The sequence below is a fragment of the Cytobacillus firmus genome, assembly GCF_023657595.1.
GTDB classification, from domain to species: domain Bacteria; phylum Bacillota; class Bacilli; order Bacillales; family Cytobacillaceae; genus Cytobacillus; species Cytobacillus firmus_B.
This window is the reverse complement of the sequence record NZ_CP098323.1, coordinates 3,856,227-3,879,370: the sequence shown is the minus strand read 5'-3', so window position 1 is coordinate 3,879,370 and position 23,144 is coordinate 3,856,227. Positions and strand designations below refer to the sequence as shown.

The following is a 23,144-nucleotide window of genomic DNA, read 5'->3' as shown; positions in this document are numbered from 1 at the left end:
TCTTTGTTGGTAAAATAGGCATGCCAATATTACTGGGCAAATGCCCAGGTTCAATATAAGCAAATGAAGGGGGAAATCGCTTATGCGCGCAGATGGACGTGAACCAAAGCAGCTTAGGCCAATACATATTGAAACTGATTATTTAAAGCATCCTGAGGGCTCTGTACTCATTACAGTGGGAGACACGAAGGTGATTTGTACAGCAAGCATTGATGAAAGGGTCCCGCCTTTTATGAGAGGACAGGGGAAGGGCTGGATAACAGCTGAATATTCCATGCTGCCGAGGGCTACAGAACAGAGAAATATCAGGGAATCAGCAAAAGGAAAAATTTCAGGGAGAACAATGGAAATTCAGCGCCTGATCGGCCGTGCACTCCGGGCAGTAGTAGACCTTGATGCGCTTGGCGAAAGAACGCTATGGCTTGATTGCGACGTAATACAGGCTGATGGGGGGACACGGACAGCTTCCATTACAGGAGCTTTTATTGCAATGGCACAGGCGATGGATAAGCTTTACAGCAGCAAGAAGCTTCCAAGCTATCCAATCAATGATTTCCTTGCGGCCACAAGCGTGGGGATTCTTACTGACAAGCAGGCTGTTGTGGATTTGAATTATATTGAAGACTCCTCTGCTGAAGTGGATATGAATGTCGTCATGACCGGGAGCGGGGAGTTTGTAGAGCTTCAGGGAACCGGAGAAGAAGCGACTTTCTCTTATGGACAGCTGCAGGAAATGCTTGGTGCTGCACAGGAAGGGATATCAGAGCTGCTTGAACTTCAGAAATCGGCACTTGGAGAGAATATCTCAGGAAGCATTCAAAGCAAAAGAGAAAAGCTTGCGGGGAGGGCATAATATGCAGGAAGTCATAATAGCTACTAAAAACGCAGGCAAAGCGAGAGAGTTTGAGAGAATGTTCAAGCCTCTTGGCTATCAAGTAAAAACCCTTCTGGATTATCCAGATTTTCAGGATGTTGAGGAGACAGGCAGCACGTTTGAAGAGAATGCCATTCTTAAAGCGGAAGCCGTGTCTAAAGCTTTTGGAAGAATGGTCATTGCCGATGATTCAGGGTTGATCATTGATGCGCTTGGAGGGAAGCCGGGCATCTATTCCGCCCGCTATGCAGGCGAGGAAAAAAACGATCAGAAAAATATGAACAAAGTTCTCGATGAGCTCGAAAGCATTCCGGATGATAAGCGCCAGGCGCGGTTTTATTGCGCGCTAGCAATCGCTGCTCCCGGAAAAAGGACTGAAACAGTTGCAGGAACTTGTGAAGGCCGTATCTTAAGAGAAAAAAGAGGGACTTATGGATTTGGCTATGATCCTATTTTCTATTCAGAAGAAAAAGGCAAGGCAATGGCAGAATTAATGCCGGAGGAAAAAAGCGAAATCAGCCATAGGGCGAAAGCTCTCCAAAAGCTGGAGGAGCTGCTTCCTTCTTTCCTGGCCGGAGCAGAAAACTCATGAAAGTTCTGATTGTCAGTGATAGTCATGGGTTAACCTCAGAACTCAGCCAAATTCGTGAAATACATCCTGATATGGATATAATGATTCACTGCGGAGATTCGGAACTTCAGGCAGATGATGAATCACTAAAGGGCTACGCTGCAGTAAGAGGAAATTGTGATTTTGACGCAGATTTTCCGGAGGACAGAATAGAAGAGGCTGGAGGATTCCGCTTTTTCGTCACACACGGTCATAAATATTCCGTTAAGTCCACTTTAATGAATCTGTCATACAGGGCACGTGAATTGAAGGCAGATATCGTATGTTTTGGCCATTCACATAGTCTGGGAGCAGAAATGTCTGAGGGGATATTGTTTATCAATCCTGGAAGCATTAGGCTCCCCAGAGGCAGGAATGAACGGACATATGTCATACTGGAAAACAGGGGAGAAGATGTTACACTGGATGTGTATGACTTTTCTAATGGAAAGATTCCTGATCTGACACAAAAATTTTCACTGGTAAAAAGATATTAATTTGAATATAATAATTGAGGGAAGCCCGGTCTTCCCTCAATAATAAAAAAATATTTTACAAAGTGTTGACTTCTTAACATTTGTTTAATATAATAAATCTTGTCGTTAAGTTAATACATCTCAATCACGAAAATAATATCAAAATGTCCCAGTAGCTCAGCCGGATAGAGCAACGGCCTTCTAAGCCGTCGGTCGGGAGTTCGAATCTCTCCTGGGACGCCATTTACACATCTGGAAACACTACATATCTTACCGAATTTTTACTCACCTTTTTGGTGGGTTTTTTTGTTTTAATTTTTAATGGCAGCAACCTGCCAGTTGTTTTTAAATTGCCTCTATAAACCTCATCAGATGTTTTTATCTCCCTTATCAAAAAAATATAAAAAAAATTTTGTCATATGAAATGTGAATATATCAACAATGTAAGCGGATACACGATAACAGATTAATCTAAATTATCAAATAATTCATTAAAAGGGTGTTGACGGCTGATAAAAATGGGCGTAAGATAGTCCTCAATATAAGAAATTTACACCAACAACTATAAACTTCATCCAAGTGAAATTTATCTCGCAATATGAAAATTTGGTTTTTTTTAATCTATCAATTCAATGGTTTAAAGCGTTATTGTGTTGAGGTTAAATCTCAGAATAGGAAAAGCGTAGAAGAGGATAAGTAGTTTTATGACAGGCATTCACAGAGAGCCGGATCTGCTGAAACCCGGTAATGCCCTCCTAAAATGAACTCACCTCTGAGCGCAGTCCTGAAAGTGTATCGACTAGGGGCTGCCGGGTGTTCTTCACCCGTTATCAAAACGAACAGCACATCGCTGTTCATGAGTGCACGCATCATAAGCGTGAATCAGGGTGGTACCGTGGAACAGGTGATCAAAGCCTTTTCATCCCTTATACCTACAATCGTTAGGTTTCTTTAGGGGTGGAAGGGCTTTTTATATTGGAGTTTAAAAACATGAGGAGGTTATCAACAAATGCTGCAGGAAGCTGCCTTAACAGAAACAAAAACGGAGACATATCCTGTCACCGGCGCTGATCTGTTATTAAAAGCCTTGGAGAAAGAAAATGTTGAAGTGATTTTTGGTTATCCTGGAGGAGCTGTTCTTCCACTTTACGACAAGCTGTATCATTCAAAGATTCTTCATGTGCTGCCGCGCCATGAACAGGGAGGAATTCATGCTGCTGAAGGGTATGCCCGGATATCTGGAAAGCCTGGTGTTGTAATTGCCACTTCAGGACCAGGAGCCACTAATATTGTTACCGGTCTTGCAGACGCAATGATGGATTCACTTCCGCTGATTGTATTTACAGGCCAGGTAGCAACGGGAGTCATTGGGTCAGATGCCTTTCAGGAGGCAGATATCCTTGGGATAACCACTCCAATTACAAAATACAATTATCAGGTCCGCAGCATTGAAGATATTCCGAGAATCGTTAAAGAAGCTTTTTATATAGCTTCAACCGGCAGGCCAGGACCAGTGCTGATTGATATCCCTAAAGACATCGCTGCAGGAGTTTCGAATCAGCCTGAGAAAGAAACGGAAGTGAATCTGCCGGGCTATCAGCCGACATTAAAACCAAATTACCTTCAAATAAGAAAATTAACAGAAGCAGTCAGCAGATCGAAAAAGCCTGTCATCCTGGCTGGTGCCGGCGTGCTTCATGGAAGAGCATCCAAAGAGTTAAAAGATTACGCAGAGCAGCAGCAAATACCTGTTATCCACACACTTCTTGGCCTCGGCGGATTTCCTGCCAGTCATCCATTGTTCATCGGTATGGCAGGTATGCACGGCTGTTATGCAGCCAATATGGGACTTACAGAATGTGATTTGCTGATAAATATTGGAGCCCGTTTTGATGACAGATTAACAGGGAATTTACAGCATTTTGCACCACATGCAACAGTCGCCCATATTGATATTGACCCCGCTGAAATCGGCAAAAATGTTCCAACGTCCATCCCGATTGTGGCAGATGCAAAAGAAGCTCTTGAGCAGCTGATTCTGCAGGATGGAAAGCCGCCGGCCCATAAAGAATGGCTGGAAACCATTTTGAGGTGGCAGGAGGAATATCCATATTACTATGATAAAGAATCCGGACGTCTGAAACCCCAGCAAGTAATGGAAATGCTTCATTCAAAAACGGAAGGCAATGCCATTGTTGTAACAGATGTGGGACAGCATCAAATGTGGGCAGCCCAATACTATCGCTTTAATAAAGCAGACAGATGGGTGACATCAGGAGGACTTGGAACAATGGGATTTGGTTTCCCTGCTAGCATTGGAGCTCAGCTGGCTGATCCGGAAGCATGCGTACTCGCCATTTGCGGAGATGGAGGATTCCAAATGTCAACACAGGAGCTTGCTATCATTCAGGAAATGAATCTCCCGGTGAAAATTATTATTTTTAATAATATGGCCCTTGGCATGGTCCGGCAGTGGCAGGAGATTTTTTATGAATCCCGTTTCTCTCACAGTAAAATCCCGGTACAGCCATCTTTCGTTAAATTGGCAGAAGCCTACGGGATAAAAGGATATGTCATCCATTCTAAAGCAGAGGCTGAAGAAGTATTGGATGAGGTGCTTCATAACCGTGAACCAGTGCTTATTGATTTCAGGGTTGATCCGGATGAAAACGTGTATCCGATGATTGCACCAGGAAAAGGACTTCATGAAATGGCAGGTGTAAAACCATGAAACGAATCATATGCCTGACTGTTATGAATCGGCCGGGTGTTCTAAACAGAATTACTAATCTATTTTCAAAAAGAAACTTTAATATTGAAAGCATTTCAGTCGGCCTGTCTGAACATGAAGGGATGTCGCGAATCACATGTGTGGTCCATGTTGAGGACTCCGGTGCCAGCGAACAAATTACGAAGCAGCTGAACAAGCAAATCGATGTGATAAAAGTAACGGATATCACGGATCAGTCGATTGTCGCAAGAGAGCTTGCCCTTATTAAAGTTCAGGCAGTCCCATATACAAGAAATGAGATTTACTCTTTAATTGAACCTTTCAGAGCTTCTGTGATAGATGTCAGCAAGGATAGCATGACCGTTCAGATTACAGGTGAATCTGATAAGGTTGAAGCCTTCATTGAACTCATTAAACCATATGGAATCAAAGAGCTTGCCAGGACGGGAACAACGGCCTTTCCAAGAGGAACACAGCGTACTTCACAGCAGTCCAAGTCATACTCTATTGTTTAAAAAAACCATTATAAATATAAAAAACTTATTCGGAGAGGGAGATAAAACATGGCGAAAATGTATTATAACGGAGATGCAAATGCAGCGTATTTAAACGGAAAGAAGGTAGCGGTCATCGGATATGGATCCCAAGGACATGCACATGCGTTAAATATGAGGGACAGCGGGGTTGAGGTTGTCATCGGCCTGCGGAAAGGGAAGTCATGGGAAAAAGCAGAAGAAGACGGTTTCCAGGTATATCCGGTCGGTGAGGCAGCTGCTCAATCTGATGTAGTGATGATCTTATTGCCGGATGAACTCCAGCCAAAGGTATACAAGGAAGAAATCGAACCCAATCTATCAAGCCAGGCATTAATGTTTGCCCATGGATTTAATATTCATTTTAATCAGATCGTGCCTCCAAAAGAATGTGATGTACTGCTTGTAGCACCGAAAGGACCAGGCCATTTAGTCAGAAGAACATATGAGCAGGATGCAGGTGTTCCAGCCTTGTTTGCAGTCCATCAGGACGTTACAGGGGAAGCAAAGGAACTGGCCCTTGCTTACGCTAAAGCCATTGGATCTCTACGTGCAGGTGCCCTGGAAACGACTTTTAAAGAAGAAACCGAGACAGATTTATTTGGCGAACAGGCAGTGTTGTGCGGAGGGCTGACTTCATTGGTGAAGGCAGGATTTGAGACTCTGACAGAAGCAGGCTATCAGCCGGAACTGGCATACTTTGAATGTTTACATGAACTAAAACTCATTGTTGACCTTATGTATGAAGGCGGCCTTGAAGGAATGCGCTATTCCATCTCAGATACAGCTCAATGGGGAGATTTTGTCAGCGGCCCACGGGTAGTTGACGCAAGAGTGAAAGAAGAAATGAAGGCAGTGCTGAAAGATATCCAGGAAGGGAATTTTGCAAAAGGGTGGATTTTGGAGAACCAGGCAAATAGACCGGTATTCAATGCCGTAAATCAGAGAGAAAATGAGCACCCGATCGAGCAGGTGGGAAGAGAACTCCGTAAAATGATGCCGTTTGTTAATAGCAGCAAGAAGAAAGAAGTGGTCGTAAGTGGCAATAATTAAAATATTTGATACTACATTAAGAGATGGCGAGCAATCTGCCGGTGTAAATCTTAATTTCTCGGAAAAATTAGAAATTGCCAGGCAGCTGGAGCGTTTGAACGTTGATATTATTGAGGCAGGTTTCCCGGCAGCGTCGAAAGGGGATTTTGCATCCGTACAGAATATTGCCCAGACGATTAAGAATTGCTCGGTCACAGGATTGGCAAGAGCAGTTATCTCTGATATAGATGCTGCATGGGGAGCTTTAAAGGATGGAGCTGAGCCAAGGATACATACATTCCTGGCAACCTCTCCAATCCACAGGCAGTATAAGTTAAGGAAGACGAAAGAAGAAGTGGTTGAAACAGCAGTTGAAACTGTTAAGTATGCTGCTTCCAAATTCCCGATCGTCCAATGGTCTGCAGAGGATGCTACCAGGACAGAACTGCCTTTTCTTGCAGAGATCATTGAAAAAGTCATCCAGGCCGGTGCAAGAATCATTAACATACCGGATACAGTTGGATACACAACACCACAGGAGTACGGTGAAATTTTCCAATATTTAAGAAATCATGTTCCTTCTATTGATAAAGTATCCTTGTCAGCACATTGCCATGATGACTTGGGAATGGCCATTGCGAATTCGCTGTCAGCTATAAAAAATGGAGCAACACAGATTGAGGGCACAATAAATGGAATTGGTGAAAGAGCCGGGAATGCGGCACTTGAGGAGCTGGCAGTAGCCCTTTATATCCGAAATGATCATTATCAGGCTTCAACCCGTCTGAATCTTCAGGAAATCAGCAGAACGAGCAGTTTGATCAGCAAGCTGACAGGTATGGTGGTGCCAGCCAACAAAGCAATTGTTGGCAGGAATGCTTTTGCACATGAATCAGGAATACACCAGGATGGGGTATTGAAGGAAAAAACAACGTATGAAATTATTTCCCCTGACCTAGTCGGATTTCAATCCAATTCCATGGTGCTTGGAAAACATTCCGGACGCCATGCATTTAAAAACCGCCTGAGTGAACTGGGGCTTGAAGTAGAAGATGAAGAAGCAAACCGGCTTTTCACAGTTTTTAAAGATTTGGCCGACCGCAAAAAAGAGATGACAGACGACGACCTTGCAGCAATCGTACTTGAAGAGAAGCTCTCCAAGGAGCAGAGGTTCTATGATTTGATCGGAATCCAAATTCAGTATGGAACGAACTCTGTTCCAACAGCAACTGTTACCCTGTCAGGATCAAATAACGAAGTAATCCAGGAAGCCGGTACTGGAGCAGGAAGCATTGAGGCGCTGTATAACACATTGGAAAAATGCCTGAATGGAACAGCTAACCTTCTGGATTACCGTATCCAATCCGTAGGGGCCGGAAGAGACGCTTTAGCCCAGGTTTATGTCAAGCTGAACTATGAAGGAATGGAAACAAGCGGCCGCGGTTTGGCCCAGGATGTGCTTGAGGCTTCCTCAAAAGCTTACTTGAATGCTGTTAATAGAGTCATATATATGAGAGAAAAAGTGCAGGCAGTAGAGGCAAATTGATCGGGGAAGCGGGAGATTCCGCAGACGGAGGCGGAAAGTCTCCTGTCCTTCCCCTGAAAAGCAAATGCGCCGCAGAAATAAAATATGAAAAAAATTTATAAAACAATAAATCAGACGGAGGGATTAAAATGAAAAAACGTATCGCAGTACTTCCAGGAGATGGGATCGGCAAAGAAGTGGTGAAGGGTGCAATTGAAGTCCTGCAGGCTGTTGGTGAACGGTTCGGACATCAATTCCAATTTTCATATGGCAGCATCGGCGGTTCTGCTATTGATGCAGCCGGAACACCGCTGCCTAATGAAACGCTTGAGCTTTGCAAAGAAAGCGATGCGGTCATGCTGGGAGCGGTTGGCGGGCCTAAATGGGACCGGCAGCCTCCCCACCTTCGTCCGGAAAAGGGTCTCTTAAGGATTCGCAAGGAATTAGATTTATATGCCAATTTGCGGCCAACTCAATATTATTCAAGCCTTTCCGATACTTCACCATTAAAAAATGAAGTAATTGAAGGCGTGGATATGCTGATGGTCAGAGAATTAACCGGCGGACTTTATTTTGGAAAGCCAAGCGAACGGACACAGCAAAACGGAAAAGATGCTGTTGTGGACACCTTGTTTTATCAAAAAGAAGAAATGCGCCGTGTCATTAAGCTGGCATTTGAACTTGCAGGAAAGCGGCGTGGCAAGGTGACCTCTGTTGACAAGGCCAATGTCCTGGAATCCAGCCGAATGTGGAGAGAAGTTGCAGAGGACATTGCAAAGCAATATCCTAATGTGGTTCTTGAACATATGCTTGTTGATAATGCCGCTATGCAAATGATTAAAAACCCGAAAAGATTTGATGTTGTCGTAACAGAGAATATGTTCGGTGATATTCTAAGCGATGAAGCCTCTGTATTGACCGGTTCTCTAGGTATGCTTCCTTCTGCCAGCATTTCGGAAAACGGGCCTTACTTATACGAACCAATTCATGGTTCAGCACCGGATATTCAAGGGAAGAATGCAGCTAATCCAATTGCCATGATTTTATCAGCAGCCATGATGCTCCGTTTATCCTTCGGGATGGAAGAGGAGGCTGAAGCGGTTGAAAATGCTGTTAATCAAGTGCTTGAAGCTGGCTATCGTACGAGAGATATTGTTTCATTTGGTAAAAAGGTTGTCACTACTTCTGAAATGATTGAAGAGGTGAAGGCTACCCTTTTGGATAATGAGGCTATTCTTAATATCATGGGGGCTTATGCATAAGAGCTGAGAGATGGATGCTGGACACTGGTTCAGCTGATTTTAAACTTGAGACACGGCCATCTTCGGCCGTGTTTCTTTTAAAAAGGAGTGGAGCAGAATGGGAAAATCAATAATAGATAAGATTTGGGAAAAGCATGTAGTCCACAGGGAAGAAGGAAAGCCGGATTTGATGTACATAGACCTTCACTTAGTGCATGAAGTTACATCCCCTCAAGCATTTTCCGGTTTAAGAATGAAAAACAGGAAAGTGAGAAGGCCTGATAAAACGTTTGCCACAGTTGATCACAATATTCCTACTGATAATCGCAAAGTCATCAATGATCCTGTTGCATTAAATCAAATGACGACTTTGGAAAAAAACTGTCTGGAATTCGGCATCCCTCTTGCCGGGCTGGATAGTCCTGAACAAGGGATTGTCCATGTCATCGGGCCGGAGCTGGGGCTAACACAGCCAGGCATGACGATTGTTTGCGGGGACAGCCATACATCCACACATGGAGCATTTGGATCAATAGCCTTTGGCATCGGCACAAGTGAAGTTGAGCATGTCCTGGCTACCCAGACTTTATGGCAGAGCAAGCCTAAAACATTAAAACTGGAGATAAACGGCGAGCTGAAAAAAGGTGTTACTGCAAAAGATGTCATCCTTTATATTATTGCCAAAAATGGAATTGGTTTTGGTACAGGCCATATTATTGAATATTGCGGGGAGACGGTTGCAAAAATGTCAATGGAAGAAAGAATGACGATTTGCAATATGTCCATTGAAGGAGGCGCAAAAGCGGGGCTTGTTAGTCCTGATGAAACAACGTTTGCGTATCTTCAAGGACGAAAGTATGCACCAAAAGGAGCAGGATTTGCGGATGCAGTCGAGAATTGGAAAGGGCTGGGATCTGATTCTGATGCACAATACGATAAAACTATTCAAATTGATGCCGCCGATATTGCGCCAATGGTCAGCTGGGGCACGAATCCATCAATGACTTCCAAGGTGAATGAACAAATTCCAAAACTTGAGGAATGCAAAAACGAGCTTGAACAAAAGTCACTATCAAGAGCTTTAGAATATATGGGACTGCAGGAAGGCCAAAAAATAGAAGACATTCAAATTCAGCACGTTTTTATTGGATCCTGCACGAATTCCCGGCTGGAAGACCTAAGACAGGCAGCTGAAATCATTAGAGGGAAGAAGGTTCATCCCCATGTCCGTGCACTTGTTGTACCAGGTTCACAGCAGGTCAAGAAGCAGGCAGAGGCAGAAGGACTGGACCTTATCTTTAAGCAGGCTGGGTTTGAATGGAGGGAATCAGGCTGCAGCATGTGTTTAAGCATGAATAATGATATTGTGCCAAATGGCGAGCATTGTGCGTCGACATCAAACCGCAATTTTGAAGGACGCCAGGGATCAGGGGCCAGAACACACCTTGTCAGCCCTTTAATGGCGGCAGCAGCCGCTATATACGGACATTTTGTTGACGTAGGTGCCTTGCTAAGTGCAGAGACTGTCCATTAAGAAGGAGGAGAACTAAATGAGCGGATTTAAAACACTTCAGGGAAAAGCAGCTGCAATGGATAGAGCCAATGTGGATACAGATCAGATTATCCCCAAGCAATTTCTAAAAAGAATTGAGAAAACGGGATTTGGACAATATCTTTTTTATGACTGGAGATTTACGAAAGAAGGGCTGCCTAACCCGGAGTTTGAGCTGAATAAGGCGGAAAATCAGAATGCTTCCATCCTCATTGCAAATGAAAATTTCGGCTGCGGCTCTTCCCGGGAGCATGCGCCATGGGCTTTAGGGGATTATGGCTTCAAAGTAATTATTGCACCTTCGTTTGCGGATATCTTCCATCAAAATTGTTTAAAAAATGGACTTCTGCCAATCACTCTGCCGGCTGAAACAGTCGAATATTTGCTCGAACGAGCCAAAAATCAGCCGTATGAATTGAAGGTTGATTTGCAGAATGGAATAGTTGAAGATGAATATAATTTTTCCGCATCATTCACAATTAATGAATACTGGAAAAAAATGCTGATAAACGGCTGGGATGAAATAGAGATTACTCTTCAATTGGAAAGCAGCATTTCAAGTTTTGAAGAAAAACGGTTTGCGGTAAAGTAGATACCTATGAAAGATTCATGGCATGAAACCATGAATCTTTTTGTTTTTGTTCTATTTCATGCTACACTAACTTCAAAAATAATAGTTGAGGCGGTTTTAGCATGGGAAAGCGGGAACAGAAAAAACAAAAAAATAAAATCATTCTATTTCCCGGCCTTGAGAAACGACTGCTGGAAAAGGGGCTTGAGTCCTTTCAGCAGAAAAGGTATAAAGAATCAATCAGGTTCTTTGAAGAAGCGCTGGATATGGAGCCTGAGAATACGGATGTTCATATTGGGCTCGTTTTGGCATATTATGAAGCCGGAGCTTTGGAAAAGGCAAAAGAACTGGCTAATAAAATGCTCCAGACAGGCATAGGGGATTACATACAAGTAATGGATCTTTATTTAATGATTCTTGTGCAGCTGCATCAATACAGTGAGATTGCAGCAACAATCGAGGTTTTGCTTGAAGAAAGGGAGATCCCGAAGGAGAAATTTGAGCATTTTAACAGAATGCTTGAGTTCAGCAGAAAGATGGCTGCTTCACCTTCTGAAACTGAGATTGAAGCACCCGATCTGGAGGAATTTAACGGCAGGAAGCTCGATCTGTTTTCCTGCCAGGATCAGCATGAACAAATGCAGATTGCTGCACAGCTGGCAGTACATAACATCAGGCCTTATCTCGAAGATATTAAAGCCTATTTGGAAGCGAAGGATGGAAATCCTTTTTTTAAAACGATGCTGTTAAATGTACTTTCTGAGCATGGGTATGAAAAATATGTAACGATTCGGAAGTTTGATAAAAGCCTTCGGGTAAATCCGGCTGAACTAGCACCTGTTCATCAGCAGCCGATGCTGTTAAAAATAGTCAATAAACTGGAAAATCAGCTCGAGCAGGAAGACCCGGTACTATTTGAAAATACAAAGAGCATTGCAGAAAGGCACTTTTTCCTGCTTTATCCGCATGAAGCCCCGCCGGAGAATGCTGCGTCCTGGGCAGCGGCATACCATATGCTCTCAAATGAGTATCATGGCTTAAACAGCTCGATAAGCAAGCTAGGTAATATTTATGATGCTCCTGAAGAGGAAATAGAAGAGGCTCTTGCCTTTATAAGAAAGATAGAAGAAATTTCTTATCCCAATATTTAGCCTTCAATGTTGAAAGACAGGGAGTGTGTGTTATAATATAATGGTTGTATTATGTGTATATATACATTTTAATTAAATGGATATGACTTGAAAAAACAAGAGATATTCATAACATTCTGTCATGAATGAAATGATAATAGATTTTTGGAGGGAAATGATTGTATGTCTGCTAAATTTGAAAAGTTAGAAGGGAACCGCGGGGTTCTTACAATTGAAGTAGATGCAGAGAAAGTAACCGAAGGTTTAGACGCTGCATTCAAAAAAGTAGTTAAGCAGGTAAATGTACCTGGATTCCGTAAAGGTAAAATGCCTCGCGGAATGTTTGAAAAGCGTTTCGGAGTTGAATCTTTATACCAGGATGCAGTGGATTATCTTCTTCCAGAAGCATATGCTAATGCAATTGATGAAACTGGCATTGAGCCTGTTGATCGTCCTGAAATCGATGTTGAGCAAATCGAAAAAGGAAAAAGCCTTATCTTCAAAGCTACAGTAACTGTTAAGCCTGAAGTAAAGCTTGGCGAATACAAAGGTGTTGAAGTTAAGCCGCTTGAAACAAACGTTACTGAAGAAGATGTTAACAATGAGTTAACTTCCCTTCAGGAAAGACAAGCTGAACTGGCTGTTAAAGAAGAAGGCAAAGCAGAGAACGGCGATACAGTTGTTATGGACTTTGAAGGATTCGTTGATGGTGAAGCTTTCGAAGGCGGAAAAGCTGAGAACTACTCTTTAGAACTTGGTTCAGGACAATTCATCCCTGGATTTGAAGAGCAGCTGATTGGTACTGCTGCTGGAGAATCTAAAGATGTTGAAGTTTCTTTCCCAGAGGAATACCATGCGGCTGAGCTAGCTGGTAAGCCTGCAACTTTTAAAGTAACTGTACATGAAATTAAAACAAAACAGCTTCCTGAGCTTGATGATGAGTTTGCTAAAGATGCAGACGAAGAAGTTGAAACTTTGGATGCATTAAAAGAAAAAATTAAAACTCGCTTAGAAGAAAGCAAAAAGCATGAAGCTGAGCACCATGTCCGCGACACTGTTGTTGAAGCAGCTGCTGCTAATGCAGAAATGGAAATCCCGGCTGCAATGGTTGATACTGAAGTTAACCGCATGATGCAGGAGTTCGAACAGCGTCTTCAAATGCAAGGCATGAACCTTGAACTATACTTCCAGTTCTCCGGACAGGATGAAGCTGCACTGCGCGAGCAAATGAAAGAGGAAGCTGAAAAGCGCGTCCGCGTTAACCTGACTCTTGAAGCAATCGCAAAAGCTGAAAACATCGAAGTAAGCGATGAAGAAGTTTCAGAAGAACTTAACAAAATGGCAGAAATGTACAACATGTCTGCTGACCAGATCACACAAGCTCTTGGAAGCCTTGAAGGCTTAAAAGCAGATCTTCAAATTAAAAAAGCAGTAGATTTCCTTGTGGAAAATAGCAAGACTGTTGCATAATAGAAATAGTAGTAAACAAGGCGCGAGTTTATCGTGCCTTGTTTTATACCATCAAGACCTTACATAATAAAAATCTCCCTTGTACCTTTTGCCTGGTGAAAAGTTTTACGGCATATTGCACATGGACAGGAATACAAATACATATAAATAGATAATTTAATTATCGGTCCAGAGGGCCGACTTAATTTAGCCATTTTTGGTTAAGCTTATGAAAGTACATATAAAATTCAGCCTGGTTTATCTTTGCGAAGTCCCATCACATGCATGCATACATAATTGAAATGTTTTAAGAGTTATCATTTCCTGTCCACTGTAAAAATGTGTTACAATGCAATACATAACTGCTGAAGGTTTTGATTTTTACGAAAGTGTGAATGATTAAAGAGGCCTGTTTTGCAAGTGCAATGACTCAGTGTCCGCTTTCATTCCCAACCTTTCTATGGCTGAACAAAGAACTAAATGCATGTGATTTCGCAAGCTTTATATATCGTTTTGAAGTTTTTTCAAGGGGTGAAGGATTTGTTTAAATTTAATGACGAAAAAGGGCAATTGAAGTGTTCTTTCTGTGGCAAGACACAGGATCAGGTCCGCAAACTTGTTGCTGGGCCTGGAGTATATATATGTGATGAATGCATTGAACTTTGCACTGAAATTGTGGAAGAAGAACTGGGAACAGAAGAAGAAGTGGAGTTCAAAGATGTGCCAAAGCCGGCTGAAATCCGCGATATTCTGGATGAATATGTAATTGGCCAGGAGCAGGCGAAGAAATCTCTGTCTGTTGCAGTATATAATCACTATAAGCGCATCAATTCCAACAGCAAAATTGATGAAGTTGAACTATCTAAAAGTAATATTGCCATGATCGGGCCGACTGGAAGCGGTAAAACCTTGCTGGCTCAGACATTGGCTCGTATTCTTAATGTTCCATTTGCCATTGCAGATGCGACATCATTAACTGAAGCCGGATATGTCGGGGAAGATGTTGAAAATATCCTCCTAAAGCTTATTCAGGCAGCAGATTATGATGTGGAAAAGGCAGAAAAAGGAATCATTTATATTGATGAGATTGATAAAGTTGCACGTAAGTCGGAAAATCCGTCTATAACTCGTGATGTATCTGGTGAAGGTGTGCAGCAGGCGCTGTTGAAAATTCTTGAAGGAACAGTTGCAAGCGTACCTCCACAAGGCGGCCGCAAGCATCCTCATCAGGAATTTATCCAGATTGACACGACCAATATCCTGTTTATTTGCGGCGGAGCCTTCGATGGCATTGAGCAAATTATTAAACGCCGTTTAGGCCAGAAGGTAATTGGCTTTGGTTCCGACCAGAATCAAAAAGAAATCGAGCCAAAGGATCTTCTTGCAAAAGTGCTTCCTGAAGACTTGCTGAAATTCGGATTAATCCCTGAATTTATTGGACGTCTTCCAGTTATTGCAAGCCTTTCCCAGCTTGATGAAGCGGCTTTAATTGAGATTTTAACTAAACCTAAAAATGCACTTGTCAAACAATACCAAAAAATGCTTGAACTAGATGATGTTGAGCTTGAGTTCGAAGAAGGCGCACTGGAGGAAATTGCTAAAAAAGCAATTGAAAGAAAAACAGGTGCCCGCGGACTGCGCTCCATTATTGAAGGCATTATGCTGGATGTAATGTTTGATCTTCCTTCGCGCGAAGATATTAAAAAATGCATTATTACGAAAGAAACGGTTATCGATAACGGTTCTCCTAAGCTTGTTTTGGAGGACGGTACAGTCGTAGAAGAAGAGCGCAAGACTTCAGCGTAATTGAAAAAATGGCCAGTCCCTGCGGGGCATGGCCATTTTTTTGCGCCTTTCTGACCCTTTTTCTTACCTTACTTTTAAATGAATTCCTTGTTTATTCCAACTCAGTCAGGGAGATACTAGCATTATTACCGAGAACAATAATGCAGGAGGGAACACAATGAGTTGGACGGGGATCGCTTTATTTATCCAATTGTTTTTTGGAATTGTCATTGGGCTTTATTTTTGGAATTTGCTTAGGAGCCAGCGGACACAGAAAGTTTCTATCGACCGTGAATCAAGGAAAGAAATGGATGTATTAAAAAAGATGCGTTCCATTTCATTAACTGAACCTTTATCAGAAAAAGTTCGTCCATCCAGTTTTGCTGACATTGTGGGGCAGGAAGATGGAATTAAATCTCTGAAAGCAGCATTGTGCGGACCCAATCCTCAGCATGTTATTATTTATGGTCCACCGGGCGTGGGAAAAACGGCTGCGGCCAGATTGGTTCTGGAAGAAGCCAAGAAAAATGCAAAATCACCCTTTAAGGCAGCTTCTGTTTTTATCGAACTGGATGCCACTACTGCGAGATTTGATGAGAGGGGTATTGCGGATCCCCTGATAGGTTCTGTTCATGATCCTATCTATCAGGGGGCAGGGGCGATGGGACAGGCGGGAATTCCGCAGCCTAAACAGGGTGCTGTTACAAATGCACATGGCGGTGTGCTTTTTATTGATGAAATCGGTGAGCTTCACCCCATTCAGATGAACAAGCTCCTGAAAGTGCTTGAAGACCGGAAAGTATTTCTGGAAAGCGCTTATTATAATGAAGAAAACACTCAAATACCAACCCATATTCATGATATTTTTAAAAATGGCCTGCCTGCGGACTTCCGCCTGATCGGTGCAACTACCAGAACACCTAATGAAATTCCGCCTGCCATTCGTTCCAGATGTATGGAGGTATTTTTCAGGGAGTTAGCTGAAGAAGAGATAGTAGCTGTAGCTGGAAAAGCTGCGGAAAAGGTCAATCTCGCTGTTAGTGAAAAGGGGCTTGGCATTCTTGCTAATTATGCAAGAAATGGACGCGAAGCGGTAAATATGATTCAAATCTCTGCGGGTTTGGCAATTACTGAGGACCGTGATTACATAAAAGATGAAGATATTGAGTGGGTTGTCCAATCGAGTCAGCTTTCACCGAGAATGGAGAGAAAAATCAATTCCCATTCTGCTGTTGGCCTTGTCAACGGACTGGCGGTATATGGGCCGAACACAGGTGCTCTGCTGGATATTGAAGTTACTGTGATTCCTGCAAAGGAGAAGGGCAGCATTAATATTACAGGCATAGTGGAAGAAGAAAGCATTGGCGGCCAAGGAAAGTCAATCCGGAGAAAAAGTATGGCCAGGGGTTCAATTGAAAATGTTATTACCGTTCTGAGATCGATGGGCGTCCCGGCTGACGAATATGATATTCATGTCAACTTCCCTGGCGGAGTTCCAATTGACGGTCCTTCAGCCGGCATTGCCATGGCGACAGGGATTTATTCTGCCATTTATAAACGGCCAGTTGACAATACTGTTGCTATGACCGGGGAAATCAGCATTCATGGGTATGTAAAGCCAATCGGAGGCGTATATCCTAAGGTGAAGGCTGCCAAAAAAGCGGGAGCACAGACAGTAATCATTCCAAAAGAAAATATGCAATCCATCTTAAAGGAGATAACAGGAATTAAGATCATCCCGGTATCTCATTTGAATGAGGTATTTGAGGCAGCGCTTCAAAAAGAGTATCTCAAAGAGCAGGCTGTAACTGCTTCAATCGAATTAAAGAAAAAAGAAAGCATATGATGTGTGGCCCGGTTTGCAGTTGCTGAAAGCCCGCTGTATAAACGCCTCCGCTAATCGCGGTCAGAAACTTCGGTTTGCAGTTTAGGCTACAAACCGAAGTTTTATTTGCGTAAAGAAGGATAAAGTGTAATTATAAATGAATATCATTGAAATACGGCTTTCCGCTATTTCTCTTTAATAGACACTGCTATTTAAATACGATAGAATTGTACAAAGAAATTATTAGCAATAATGGGGTTAAAAAGATGCATTTTGGAGGTGCAATGGAATGGCGAAAAAGAAAGAAATCATCGTCCCCCTCCTGCCGCTTCGGGGCTTGCTCGTTTATCCGACCATGGTTCTGCATTTGGATGTAGGCCGTGAGAAATCGGTTCAGGCTCTGGAAAAAGCAATGGTAGATGACCATTTAATTTTCTTAACAACACAAAAGGATATATCTATAGATGAACCATCAGAAGATGATCTTTATGGAATGGGCACGCTCACACGTGTCAAGCAGATGCTCAAGCTTCCAAACGGTACAATCCGTGTTCTTGTTGAAGGGCTTAAGAGAGCGCAAATCATTGATTTTCAGGACGAAACTGTACATTATTCCGTTAGTGTGAAGGTTTTTGAGGATCCTGAGACAAAGGACGTAGAAGATCAGGCATTGATGAGGACTATGCTTGAATATTTTGAGCAATACATAAAGGTATCGAAGAAAATATCAGCCGAAACTTACTCTTCTGTAGCAGATATAGAAGAGCCGGGGCGTATGGCAGATATCATCTCTTCCCACTTGCCTTTAAAGCTAAAGGAAAAACAGGAAATACTTGAAACCATTGATGTTAAAGAGCGCATGAATCAGGTTATTGAAATCATCCATAATGAAAAAGAAGTTCTGAACCTTGAAAAAAAGATTGGCCAGCGTGTAAAAAAATCAATGGAACGTACGCAGAAGGAATATTATCTGCGTGAACAGATGAAGGCAATCCAAAAAGAACTTGGGGATAAGGAAGGCAAGACAGGAGAAATCGCTGAGCTGACGGAAAAGATTGAAAACGCCGGTATGCCTGAACATGTCCAGCTTACCGCTTTAAAAGAACTGGATCGCTACGAAAAGGTTCCATCCAGTTCAGCCGAAAGCGCGGTTATCCGTAATTATATTGAGTGGCTTGTCACATTGCCATGGTCGAAGTCAACTGAAGATGACCTGGATATTCAGAGGGCTGAGAGAATCCTGAATGAAGACCATTACGGTCTTGAAAAAGTAAAGGAACGGGTTTTGGAATATCTTGCAGTGCAAAAGCTGACGAACTCCCTTAAGGGACCAATCCTATGCCTTGCAGGGCCTCCAGGTGTCGGTAAAACAAGTCTTGCACGTTCTATTGCAACATCGCTAAATCGTAATTTCGTCCGAGTATCACTCGGCGGAGTCCGGGATGAGTCTGAGATTCGCGGACATAGACGAACTTATGTTGGTGCCATGCCTGGCCGCATCATTCAGGGCATGAAAAAGGCAGGGACGATTAACCCTGTATTCCTGCTTGATGAAATCGACAAAATGTCCTCTGATTTCCGCGGGGATCCTTCATCTGCGATGCTGGAGGTTTTAGACCCTGAGCAGAACCATAATTTTAGTGATCATTACATTGAAGAAACCTATGATCTTTCAAAGGTCATGTTCATAGCCACAGCCAATAATCTTGGCACAATCCCTGGCCCGCTGCTGGACAGAATGGAAGTTATCACGATTGCAGGCTATACAGAGCAGGAGAAGATCCACATAGCTAAAGACCACCTGCTGTCTAAGCAAATTAAAGAGCATGGTCTTTCGAAATCCCAGCTTCAGATTCGTGAGGATGGACTTCAGAAGGTAGTCCGCTATTATACCCGTGAGGCAGGAGTCCGCGGTTTAGAGCGCCAGCTGGCTACTATCTGCAGAAAAACGGCTAAAATTATTGTATCCGGGGAAAAGAAGAAAGTGATTGTGAATGCAAAAAATGCTGAAGAGTTTCTTGGGAAGCCAAAATACCGATATGGTCAGGCTGAGCTTGAAGACCAGGTTGGCGTTGCGACAGGGCTTGCCTATACAACAGTTGGCGGCGATACCCTTCAAATAGAAGTATCCCTTTCTCCCGGAAAAGGAAAGCTCGTTCTTACAGGCAAACTGGGGGATGTGATGAAAGAGTCTGCTCAAGCGGCATTCAGTTATGTTCGTTCAAAAGCTAAAGAACTGGGCATTGATGAGAACTTCCATGAAAAGCATGACATTCATATCCATGTTCCCGAAGGTGCTGTCCCGAAAGACGGCCCATCTGCCGGAATAACAATTACAACCGCCCTGGTTTCTGCTCTTTCAGGAAAACCAATCCGTAAAGAAGTGGGAATGACAGGGGAAATTACTTTAAGAGGCCGGGTGCTTCCTATTGGCGGCTTGAAAGAAAAATCTTTGAGCGCCCATCGTGCAGGATTGACGAAGATCATCCTCCCTAAAGATAATGAAAAAGACATTGAAGATATCCCTGAAAGCATCAGGGAAGAACTTGATTTCGTTTTGGTATCACATGTGGACGAAGTCTTGAAACATGCCCTGAATGGCGGTGCACAAGCATGAAAGTAACCAGCTCAGAAATAGTCATCAGTGCTGTTAAGCCTGATCAATATCCTGAAAGTGATTTGCCGGAATTTGCCCTAGCCGGCCGTTCAAACGTCGGCAAATCTTCTTTCATTAATAAAATGCTTAATCGAAGAGGACTTGCCAGAATATCCTCTAAGCCGGGGAAGACACAAACCCTGAATTTTTACCTTATTAACGAAATTCTTCACTTTGTTGATGTTCCGGGCTATGGGTATGCAAAGGTATCCAAAAAGGAACGTGAAGCTTGGGGAAAGATGATAGAAACATACTTAACAAACAGAGAGCAGTTAAAAGCAGTTGTGCTGATTGTTGATTTGCGCCATCCCCCTACAAGTGACGATGTCATGATGTACAACTTTTTAAAGCATTATGAAATTCCCTGTGTTGTAATAGCCACAAAAGCGGATAAAATACCGAAATCCAAGTGGCAAAAACATATGAAAATCACGAAAGAAACATTGGATATCGATCCGAATGATCAGATCATTATGTTTTCTTCTGAAACAGGTTATGGGAAAGACCAGGCCTGGTCGGCATTAAAAAGCTATATGTAAATAAAAATCCCGCAGCATTTGCAGCGGGATTTTTTGTTTTCTCCATTCAGGTCTTTCGTCCTGGAAATGGGTATTTGAGATAACCTGTATTTCACTGCGCATTTGGTATTAACTGTATATTAATTTTGTCGAAAGGTAAGGAATCTCAAGGATACGGGAGAATATGGAGTTATGTTGGAGTCTGCAGATGATCATTTAATGAGAACAGCTTATATACTTTTATTTCATAAATTATCATAAAATATGAATTTTGAGAATATTCATAAATGATGATAGAGTTAAAGGGCACATAAAAAAGAGAGATACTGAAGGGGGAATTTAGACTAGTGAGACATTGGTTAAAAGGAATCATAGCAGCTGCTTTTGTATTGGTCCTGGCTGCATGCGGATCAGAAGAAGCTTCTAAAAGCGGAATGGATCTAGTAGACGAAGACAAATTTACATATGCGGCTTCGGGAGAGTTCAAACCTTTTAGTTATACAAATGATGATGGAAGCATGAGCGGCTTTGATATTGATGTAGCAGAGGCTGTAGCAAAAGAACTCGGGCTTGAGCCGGTTCAGAATAAATTTAAGTTCGGCGGTATAGTGGAGGGAGTTAAGTCAGGCCGTTTTGATGCAGCGGTAGCCAGCCACACCATTACCGAAGAACGTTTGAAAGCAGTCAATTTTTCAACACCATATTACTATTCAGGCCCGCAAATATATGTGCGTCCGGATAGCACGATTGAGACACTGTCTGATCTTGAAGGCAAGGAGATTGCAGTATCAAAAGGATCAACATACACATCAAATGCAGAGGAAGTGACAGATAACATTCAGTTTTATGACAGTGATGTTGTCGCCCTGGAAGCATTGAGCAAGGGAAAACATGATGCTGTTATCACTGATTTTGTTACAGGCAAAGAAGCAATTGGCGCCGGAATGAAAATTGAAGGCAAAGAGCTGCTTGGCCGCAGTGAGCAGGCAATTGCAGTTGCAAAGGATAATAAAGAGCTGCTCGAAAAAGTGAATGAAGCTCTTGAAACACTTCGCGAGAATGGAACACTCACAGAAATCAGCAAAAAATATATCGGTGAAGATATAACAGTTGATCCTGAGAAGGAATAACATTGCGGGCGGATGTGTATTAGACATTCGCCTGTTTTGTTTTTTTACACAGAATGAAATTGCCATCTGAAGGGGGATTTTTGTGGATTTATTTACAAAGTTTATTGATACATATCCCGTATTTTTAAAGGGGATGCTCTTAACCTTTCAATTAACCATTGTATCGGTGTTTATTGCTATTTTTATAGGGTTGTTTTTTGCTTTTTTAAAGATATCAAGAGTGAAAGTTCTGGAATGGATTGCAGACATCTATATTTTTCTTGTGAGGGGAACGCCTCTTGTTGTCCAGATATTCATTTTCTATTTCGGATTGACAGCGCTGGATATTTCACAGTTTTGGTCGGTTGTGCTTGGACTTGCTTTTCACAACGGTGCCTATATAGCCGAAATTTTCAGGGGCTCCATTCAATCCATCGACAAAGGACAAATGGAAGCAGGACGTTCACTGGGTATGACTGCCGGCCTTGCGATGAGAAGAATCATTCTTCCTCAGGCATTCCGCCGGGCTATGCCGCCTCTTGGGAATCAGTTTATCATTGCATTGAAGGATTCCTCACTGGCTTCCTTCATCGGCATGTACGAGCTCTTTAACGTGGCAACAACATATGGTTCCAATGAATATGACTACATGAGCTATTTGCTGATTGTAGCTGTTTACTATTTAGTACTTGTACTTATTTTCTCCATCCTTGTAAATATGATTGAGAAAAGAATGGCAAGCAGTGATTGAGGAGGAATGAGGAATGAGTGAATCGTACATGATCAAGGTAGAAAAATTGAACAAATCATTCGGGGATCTCCATGTCCTGAAAGACATTGACATAACAGTGAAGGAAAGCGATGTTGTTTGCCTGATTGGTGCCAGCGGGTCCGGAAAAAGCACACTGCTCCGCTGCTTGAACTTTCTTGAATTAAAGGACAGCGGCAATATCATTTTTGAGGGTGAAAAGGTTGAGAAAGAAACACATGACCTAAATAAAGTAAGAGAAAAAGTAGGAATGGTCTTTCAGCATTTTCATTTATTTCCTCATATGACTGTTCTCGAAAATGTGATGGAAGCACCTTTGCATGTGAAAAAGCTTCCTAAGGATCAAGTGAAAAACGATGCCCAGGAGCTATTAAAAAAAGTTGGGCTTTCTGACAAGGAGAATGTATACCCATCAAAACTTTCAGGCGGACAAAAGCAGCGTGTAGCCATTGCAAGGGCACTGGCGATGAAGCCCGATATCATGCTTTTTGATGAGCCGACATCGGCACTGGATCCGGAGCTGGTGGGGGAAGTGCTTTCCACAATGAAGGAGCTGGCCCTGGAAGGCATGACAATGGTCGTCGTCACGCATGAAATGGGCTTTGCAAGAGAAGTGGCAGACTGGGCTGTCTATATGCATGACGGAAGAATTGTAGAAGTGGGACACCCGGAGGACTTGTTTAACAATCCAAGAGAGCAGAGAACCAAAAATTTCTTGGATTCGGTTCTTTAGACAGTTTTAATGGTAAAAGACAGGG

General features: G+C 42.7%; 19 protein-coding genes, 1 tRNA gene and 1 other annotated feature. All 20 genes read left to right on the top strand.

Annotation, left to right across the window (positions count from 1 at the left end):
- Window positions 1–82 precede the first annotated feature (82 nt).
- The 20 genes from rph (at window position 83) to NAF01_RS19560 (ending at window position 23,119) form a co-directional block, all read left to right on the top strand.
- A complete protein-coding gene (rph, locus tag NAF01_RS19655; RefSeq protein ID WP_048011034.1) occupies window positions 83–853 on the top strand; it encodes a ribonuclease PH in 771 nt (256 codons plus the stop codon).
- A gap of 1 nt (window position 854) precedes the next feature.
- On the top strand, window positions 855–1,466 hold the full coding sequence (locus NAF01_RS19650) for an XTP/dITP diphosphatase (protein ID WP_163143709.1): 612 nt from the start codon (window positions 855–857) through the stop codon (window positions 1,464–1,466).
- Window positions 1,463–1,981: a metallophosphoesterase family protein gene (locus NAF01_RS19645; protein ID WP_163143707.1), complete on the top strand. Its 519-nt coding sequence runs from the start codon at window positions 1,463–1,465 to the stop codon at window positions 1,979–1,981. Before NAF01_RS19650 ends, NAF01_RS19645 begins: the two co-directional genes overlap by 4 nt.
- Before the next feature lie 145 nt (window positions 1,982–2,126).
- Window positions 2,127–2,203: transfer RNA gene (locus tag NAF01_RS19640), tRNA-Arg, on the top strand.
- Between the two features lie 431 nt (window positions 2,204–2,634).
- Window positions 2,635–2,890 (top strand) — a binding site (T-box leader).
- A gap of 79 nt (window positions 2,891–2,969) precedes the next feature.
- Window positions 2,970–4,691: an acetolactate synthase large subunit gene (ilvB, locus tag NAF01_RS19635; protein WP_250801007.1), complete on the top strand. Its 1,722-nt coding sequence runs from the start codon at window positions 2,970–2,972 to the stop codon at window positions 4,689–4,691.
- Entirely contained in the window at window positions 4,688–5,206 is a 519-nt protein-coding gene (ilvN, locus tag NAF01_RS19630; protein WP_035330237.1) for an acetolactate synthase small subunit, read from the top strand. The genes ilvB and ilvN overlap by 4 nt, the downstream gene beginning before the upstream one ends.
- Before the next feature lie 48 nt (window positions 5,207–5,254).
- Window positions 5,255–6,277: a ketol-acid reductoisomerase gene (gene ilvC, locus NAF01_RS19625; RefSeq protein ID WP_163143703.1), complete on the top strand. Its 1,023-nt coding sequence runs from the start codon at window positions 5,255–5,257 to the stop codon at window positions 6,275–6,277.
- Window positions 6,264–7,802 carry a 2-isopropylmalate synthase gene (locus tag NAF01_RS19620; protein ID WP_197248310.1) on the top strand — a complete coding sequence of 513 codons (1,539 nt, stop codon included), beginning with the start codon at window positions 6,264–6,266 and terminating at the stop codon, window positions 7,800–7,802. Before ilvC ends, NAF01_RS19620 begins: the two co-directional genes overlap by 14 nt.
- Window positions 7,803–7,930: 128 nt before the next feature.
- A complete protein-coding gene (leuB, locus tag NAF01_RS19615) occupies window positions 7,931–9,043 on the top strand; it encodes a 3-isopropylmalate dehydrogenase (RefSeq protein ID WP_163143700.1) in 1,113 nt (370 codons plus the stop codon).
- A gap of 97 nt (window positions 9,044–9,140) precedes the next feature.
- Complete coding sequence (leuC, locus tag NAF01_RS19610) at window positions 9,141–10,556, top strand: 3-isopropylmalate dehydratase large subunit (protein WP_226618263.1); 1,416 nt, start codon at window positions 9,141–9,143, stop codon at window positions 10,554–10,556.
- Window positions 10,557–10,572: 16 nt separating this feature from the next.
- Window positions 10,573–11,166, top strand: a complete 594-nt coding sequence (leuD, locus tag NAF01_RS19605; protein ID WP_226618264.1) for a 3-isopropylmalate dehydratase small subunit — start codon at window positions 10,573–10,575, stop codon at window positions 11,164–11,166.
- 101 nt (window positions 11,167–11,267) lie between these two features.
- Window positions 11,268–12,296, top strand: a complete 1,029-nt coding sequence (locus NAF01_RS19600) for a tetratricopeptide repeat protein (protein WP_163143694.1) — start codon at window positions 11,268–11,270, stop codon at window positions 12,294–12,296.
- 162 nt (window positions 12,297–12,458) lie between these two features.
- On the top strand, window positions 12,459–13,745 hold the full coding sequence (gene tig, locus NAF01_RS19595; protein WP_163143692.1) for a trigger factor: 1,287 nt from the start codon (window positions 12,459–12,461) through the stop codon (window positions 13,743–13,745).
- 519 nt (window positions 13,746–14,264) lie between these two features.
- Window positions 14,265–15,530 (top strand): ATP-dependent protease ATP-binding subunit ClpX, encoded by a 1,266-nt coding sequence (gene clpX, locus NAF01_RS19590; protein WP_076257323.1) that lies wholly within the window; start codon window positions 14,265–14,267, stop codon window positions 15,528–15,530.
- A gap of 157 nt (window positions 15,531–15,687) precedes the next feature.
- Window positions 15,688–17,355, top strand: coding sequence for an ATP-dependent protease LonB (lonB, locus tag NAF01_RS19585; RefSeq protein WP_048011022.1), 1,668 nt, complete (start codon window positions 15,688–15,690; stop codon window positions 17,353–17,355).
- 268 nt (window positions 17,356–17,623) lie between these two features.
- The gene (lon, locus tag NAF01_RS19580; protein WP_048011021.1) at window positions 17,624–19,951 is read left to right on the top strand and encodes an endopeptidase La; all 2,328 of its coding nucleotides are present in this window, start codon (window positions 17,624–17,626) and stop codon (window positions 19,949–19,951) included.
- Window positions 19,948–20,529, top strand: a complete 582-nt coding sequence (gene yihA / locus NAF01_RS19575) for a ribosome biogenesis GTP-binding protein YihA/YsxC (protein WP_048011020.1) — start codon at window positions 19,948–19,950, stop codon at window positions 20,527–20,529. The genes lon and yihA overlap by 4 nt, the downstream gene beginning before the upstream one ends.
- A 326-nt stretch (window positions 20,530–20,855) precedes the next feature.
- On the top strand, window positions 20,856–21,638 hold the full coding sequence (locus NAF01_RS19570) for a transporter substrate-binding domain-containing protein (protein WP_048011019.1): 783 nt from the start codon (window positions 20,856–20,858) through the stop codon (window positions 21,636–21,638).
- Between the two features lie 82 nt (window positions 21,639–21,720).
- Window positions 21,721–22,368, top strand: coding sequence for an amino acid ABC transporter permease (locus tag NAF01_RS19565; RefSeq protein ID WP_035332627.1), 648 nt, complete (start codon window positions 21,721–21,723; stop codon window positions 22,366–22,368).
- Between the two features lie 13 nt (window positions 22,369–22,381).
- Window positions 22,382–23,119: an amino acid ABC transporter ATP-binding protein gene (locus tag NAF01_RS19560; RefSeq protein WP_048011017.1), complete on the top strand. Its 738-nt coding sequence runs from the start codon at window positions 22,382–22,384 to the stop codon at window positions 23,117–23,119.
- Window positions 23,120–23,144: the final 25 nt, after the last annotated feature.

Excerpts from the sequence above, each read along its gene's own strand:
- rph (WP_048011034.1), top strand. The coding sequence starts at position 83 with ATGCGCGCAGATGGACGTGAACCAAAGCAGCTTAGGCCAATACATATT.
- NAF01_RS19650 (WP_163143709.1), top strand. The coding sequence starts at position 855 with ATGCAGGAAGTCATAATAGCTACTAAAAACGCAGGCAAAGCGAGAGAG.
- NAF01_RS19645 (WP_163143707.1), top strand. The coding sequence starts at position 1,463 with ATGAAAGTTCTGATTGTCAGTGATAGTCATGGGTTAACCTCAGAACTC.
- ilvB (WP_250801007.1), top strand. The coding sequence starts at position 2,970 with ATGCTGCAGGAAGCTGCCTTAACAGAAACAAAAACGGAGACATATCCT.
- ilvN (WP_035330237.1), top strand. The coding sequence starts at position 4,688 with ATGAAACGAATCATATGCCTGACTGTTATGAATCGGCCGGGTGTTCTA.
- ilvC (WP_163143703.1), top strand. The coding sequence starts at position 5,255 with ATGGCGAAAATGTATTATAACGGAGATGCAAATGCAGCGTATTTAAAC.
- leuB (WP_163143700.1), top strand. The coding sequence starts at position 7,931 with ATGAAAAAACGTATCGCAGTACTTCCAGGAGATGGGATCGGCAAAGAA.
- leuC (WP_226618263.1), top strand. The coding sequence starts at position 9,141 with ATGGGAAAATCAATAATAGATAAGATTTGGGAAAAGCATGTAGTCCAC.
- leuD (WP_226618264.1), top strand. The coding sequence starts at position 10,573 with ATGAGCGGATTTAAAACACTTCAGGGAAAAGCAGCTGCAATGGATAGA.
- NAF01_RS19600 (WP_163143694.1), top strand. The coding sequence starts at position 11,268 with ATGGGAAAGCGGGAACAGAAAAAACAAAAAAATAAAATCATTCTATTT.
- tig (WP_163143692.1), top strand. The coding sequence starts at position 12,459 with ATGTCTGCTAAATTTGAAAAGTTAGAAGGGAACCGCGGGGTTCTTACA.
- lonB (WP_048011022.1), top strand. The coding sequence starts at position 15,688 with ATGAGTTGGACGGGGATCGCTTTATTTATCCAATTGTTTTTTGGAATT.
- lon (WP_048011021.1), top strand. The coding sequence starts at position 17,624 with ATGGCGAAAAAGAAAGAAATCATCGTCCCCCTCCTGCCGCTTCGGGGC.
- yihA (WP_048011020.1), top strand. The coding sequence starts at position 19,948 with ATGAAAGTAACCAGCTCAGAAATAGTCATCAGTGCTGTTAAGCCTGAT.
- NAF01_RS19560 (WP_048011017.1), top strand. The coding sequence starts at position 22,382 with ATGAGTGAATCGTACATGATCAAGGTAGAAAAATTGAACAAATCATTC.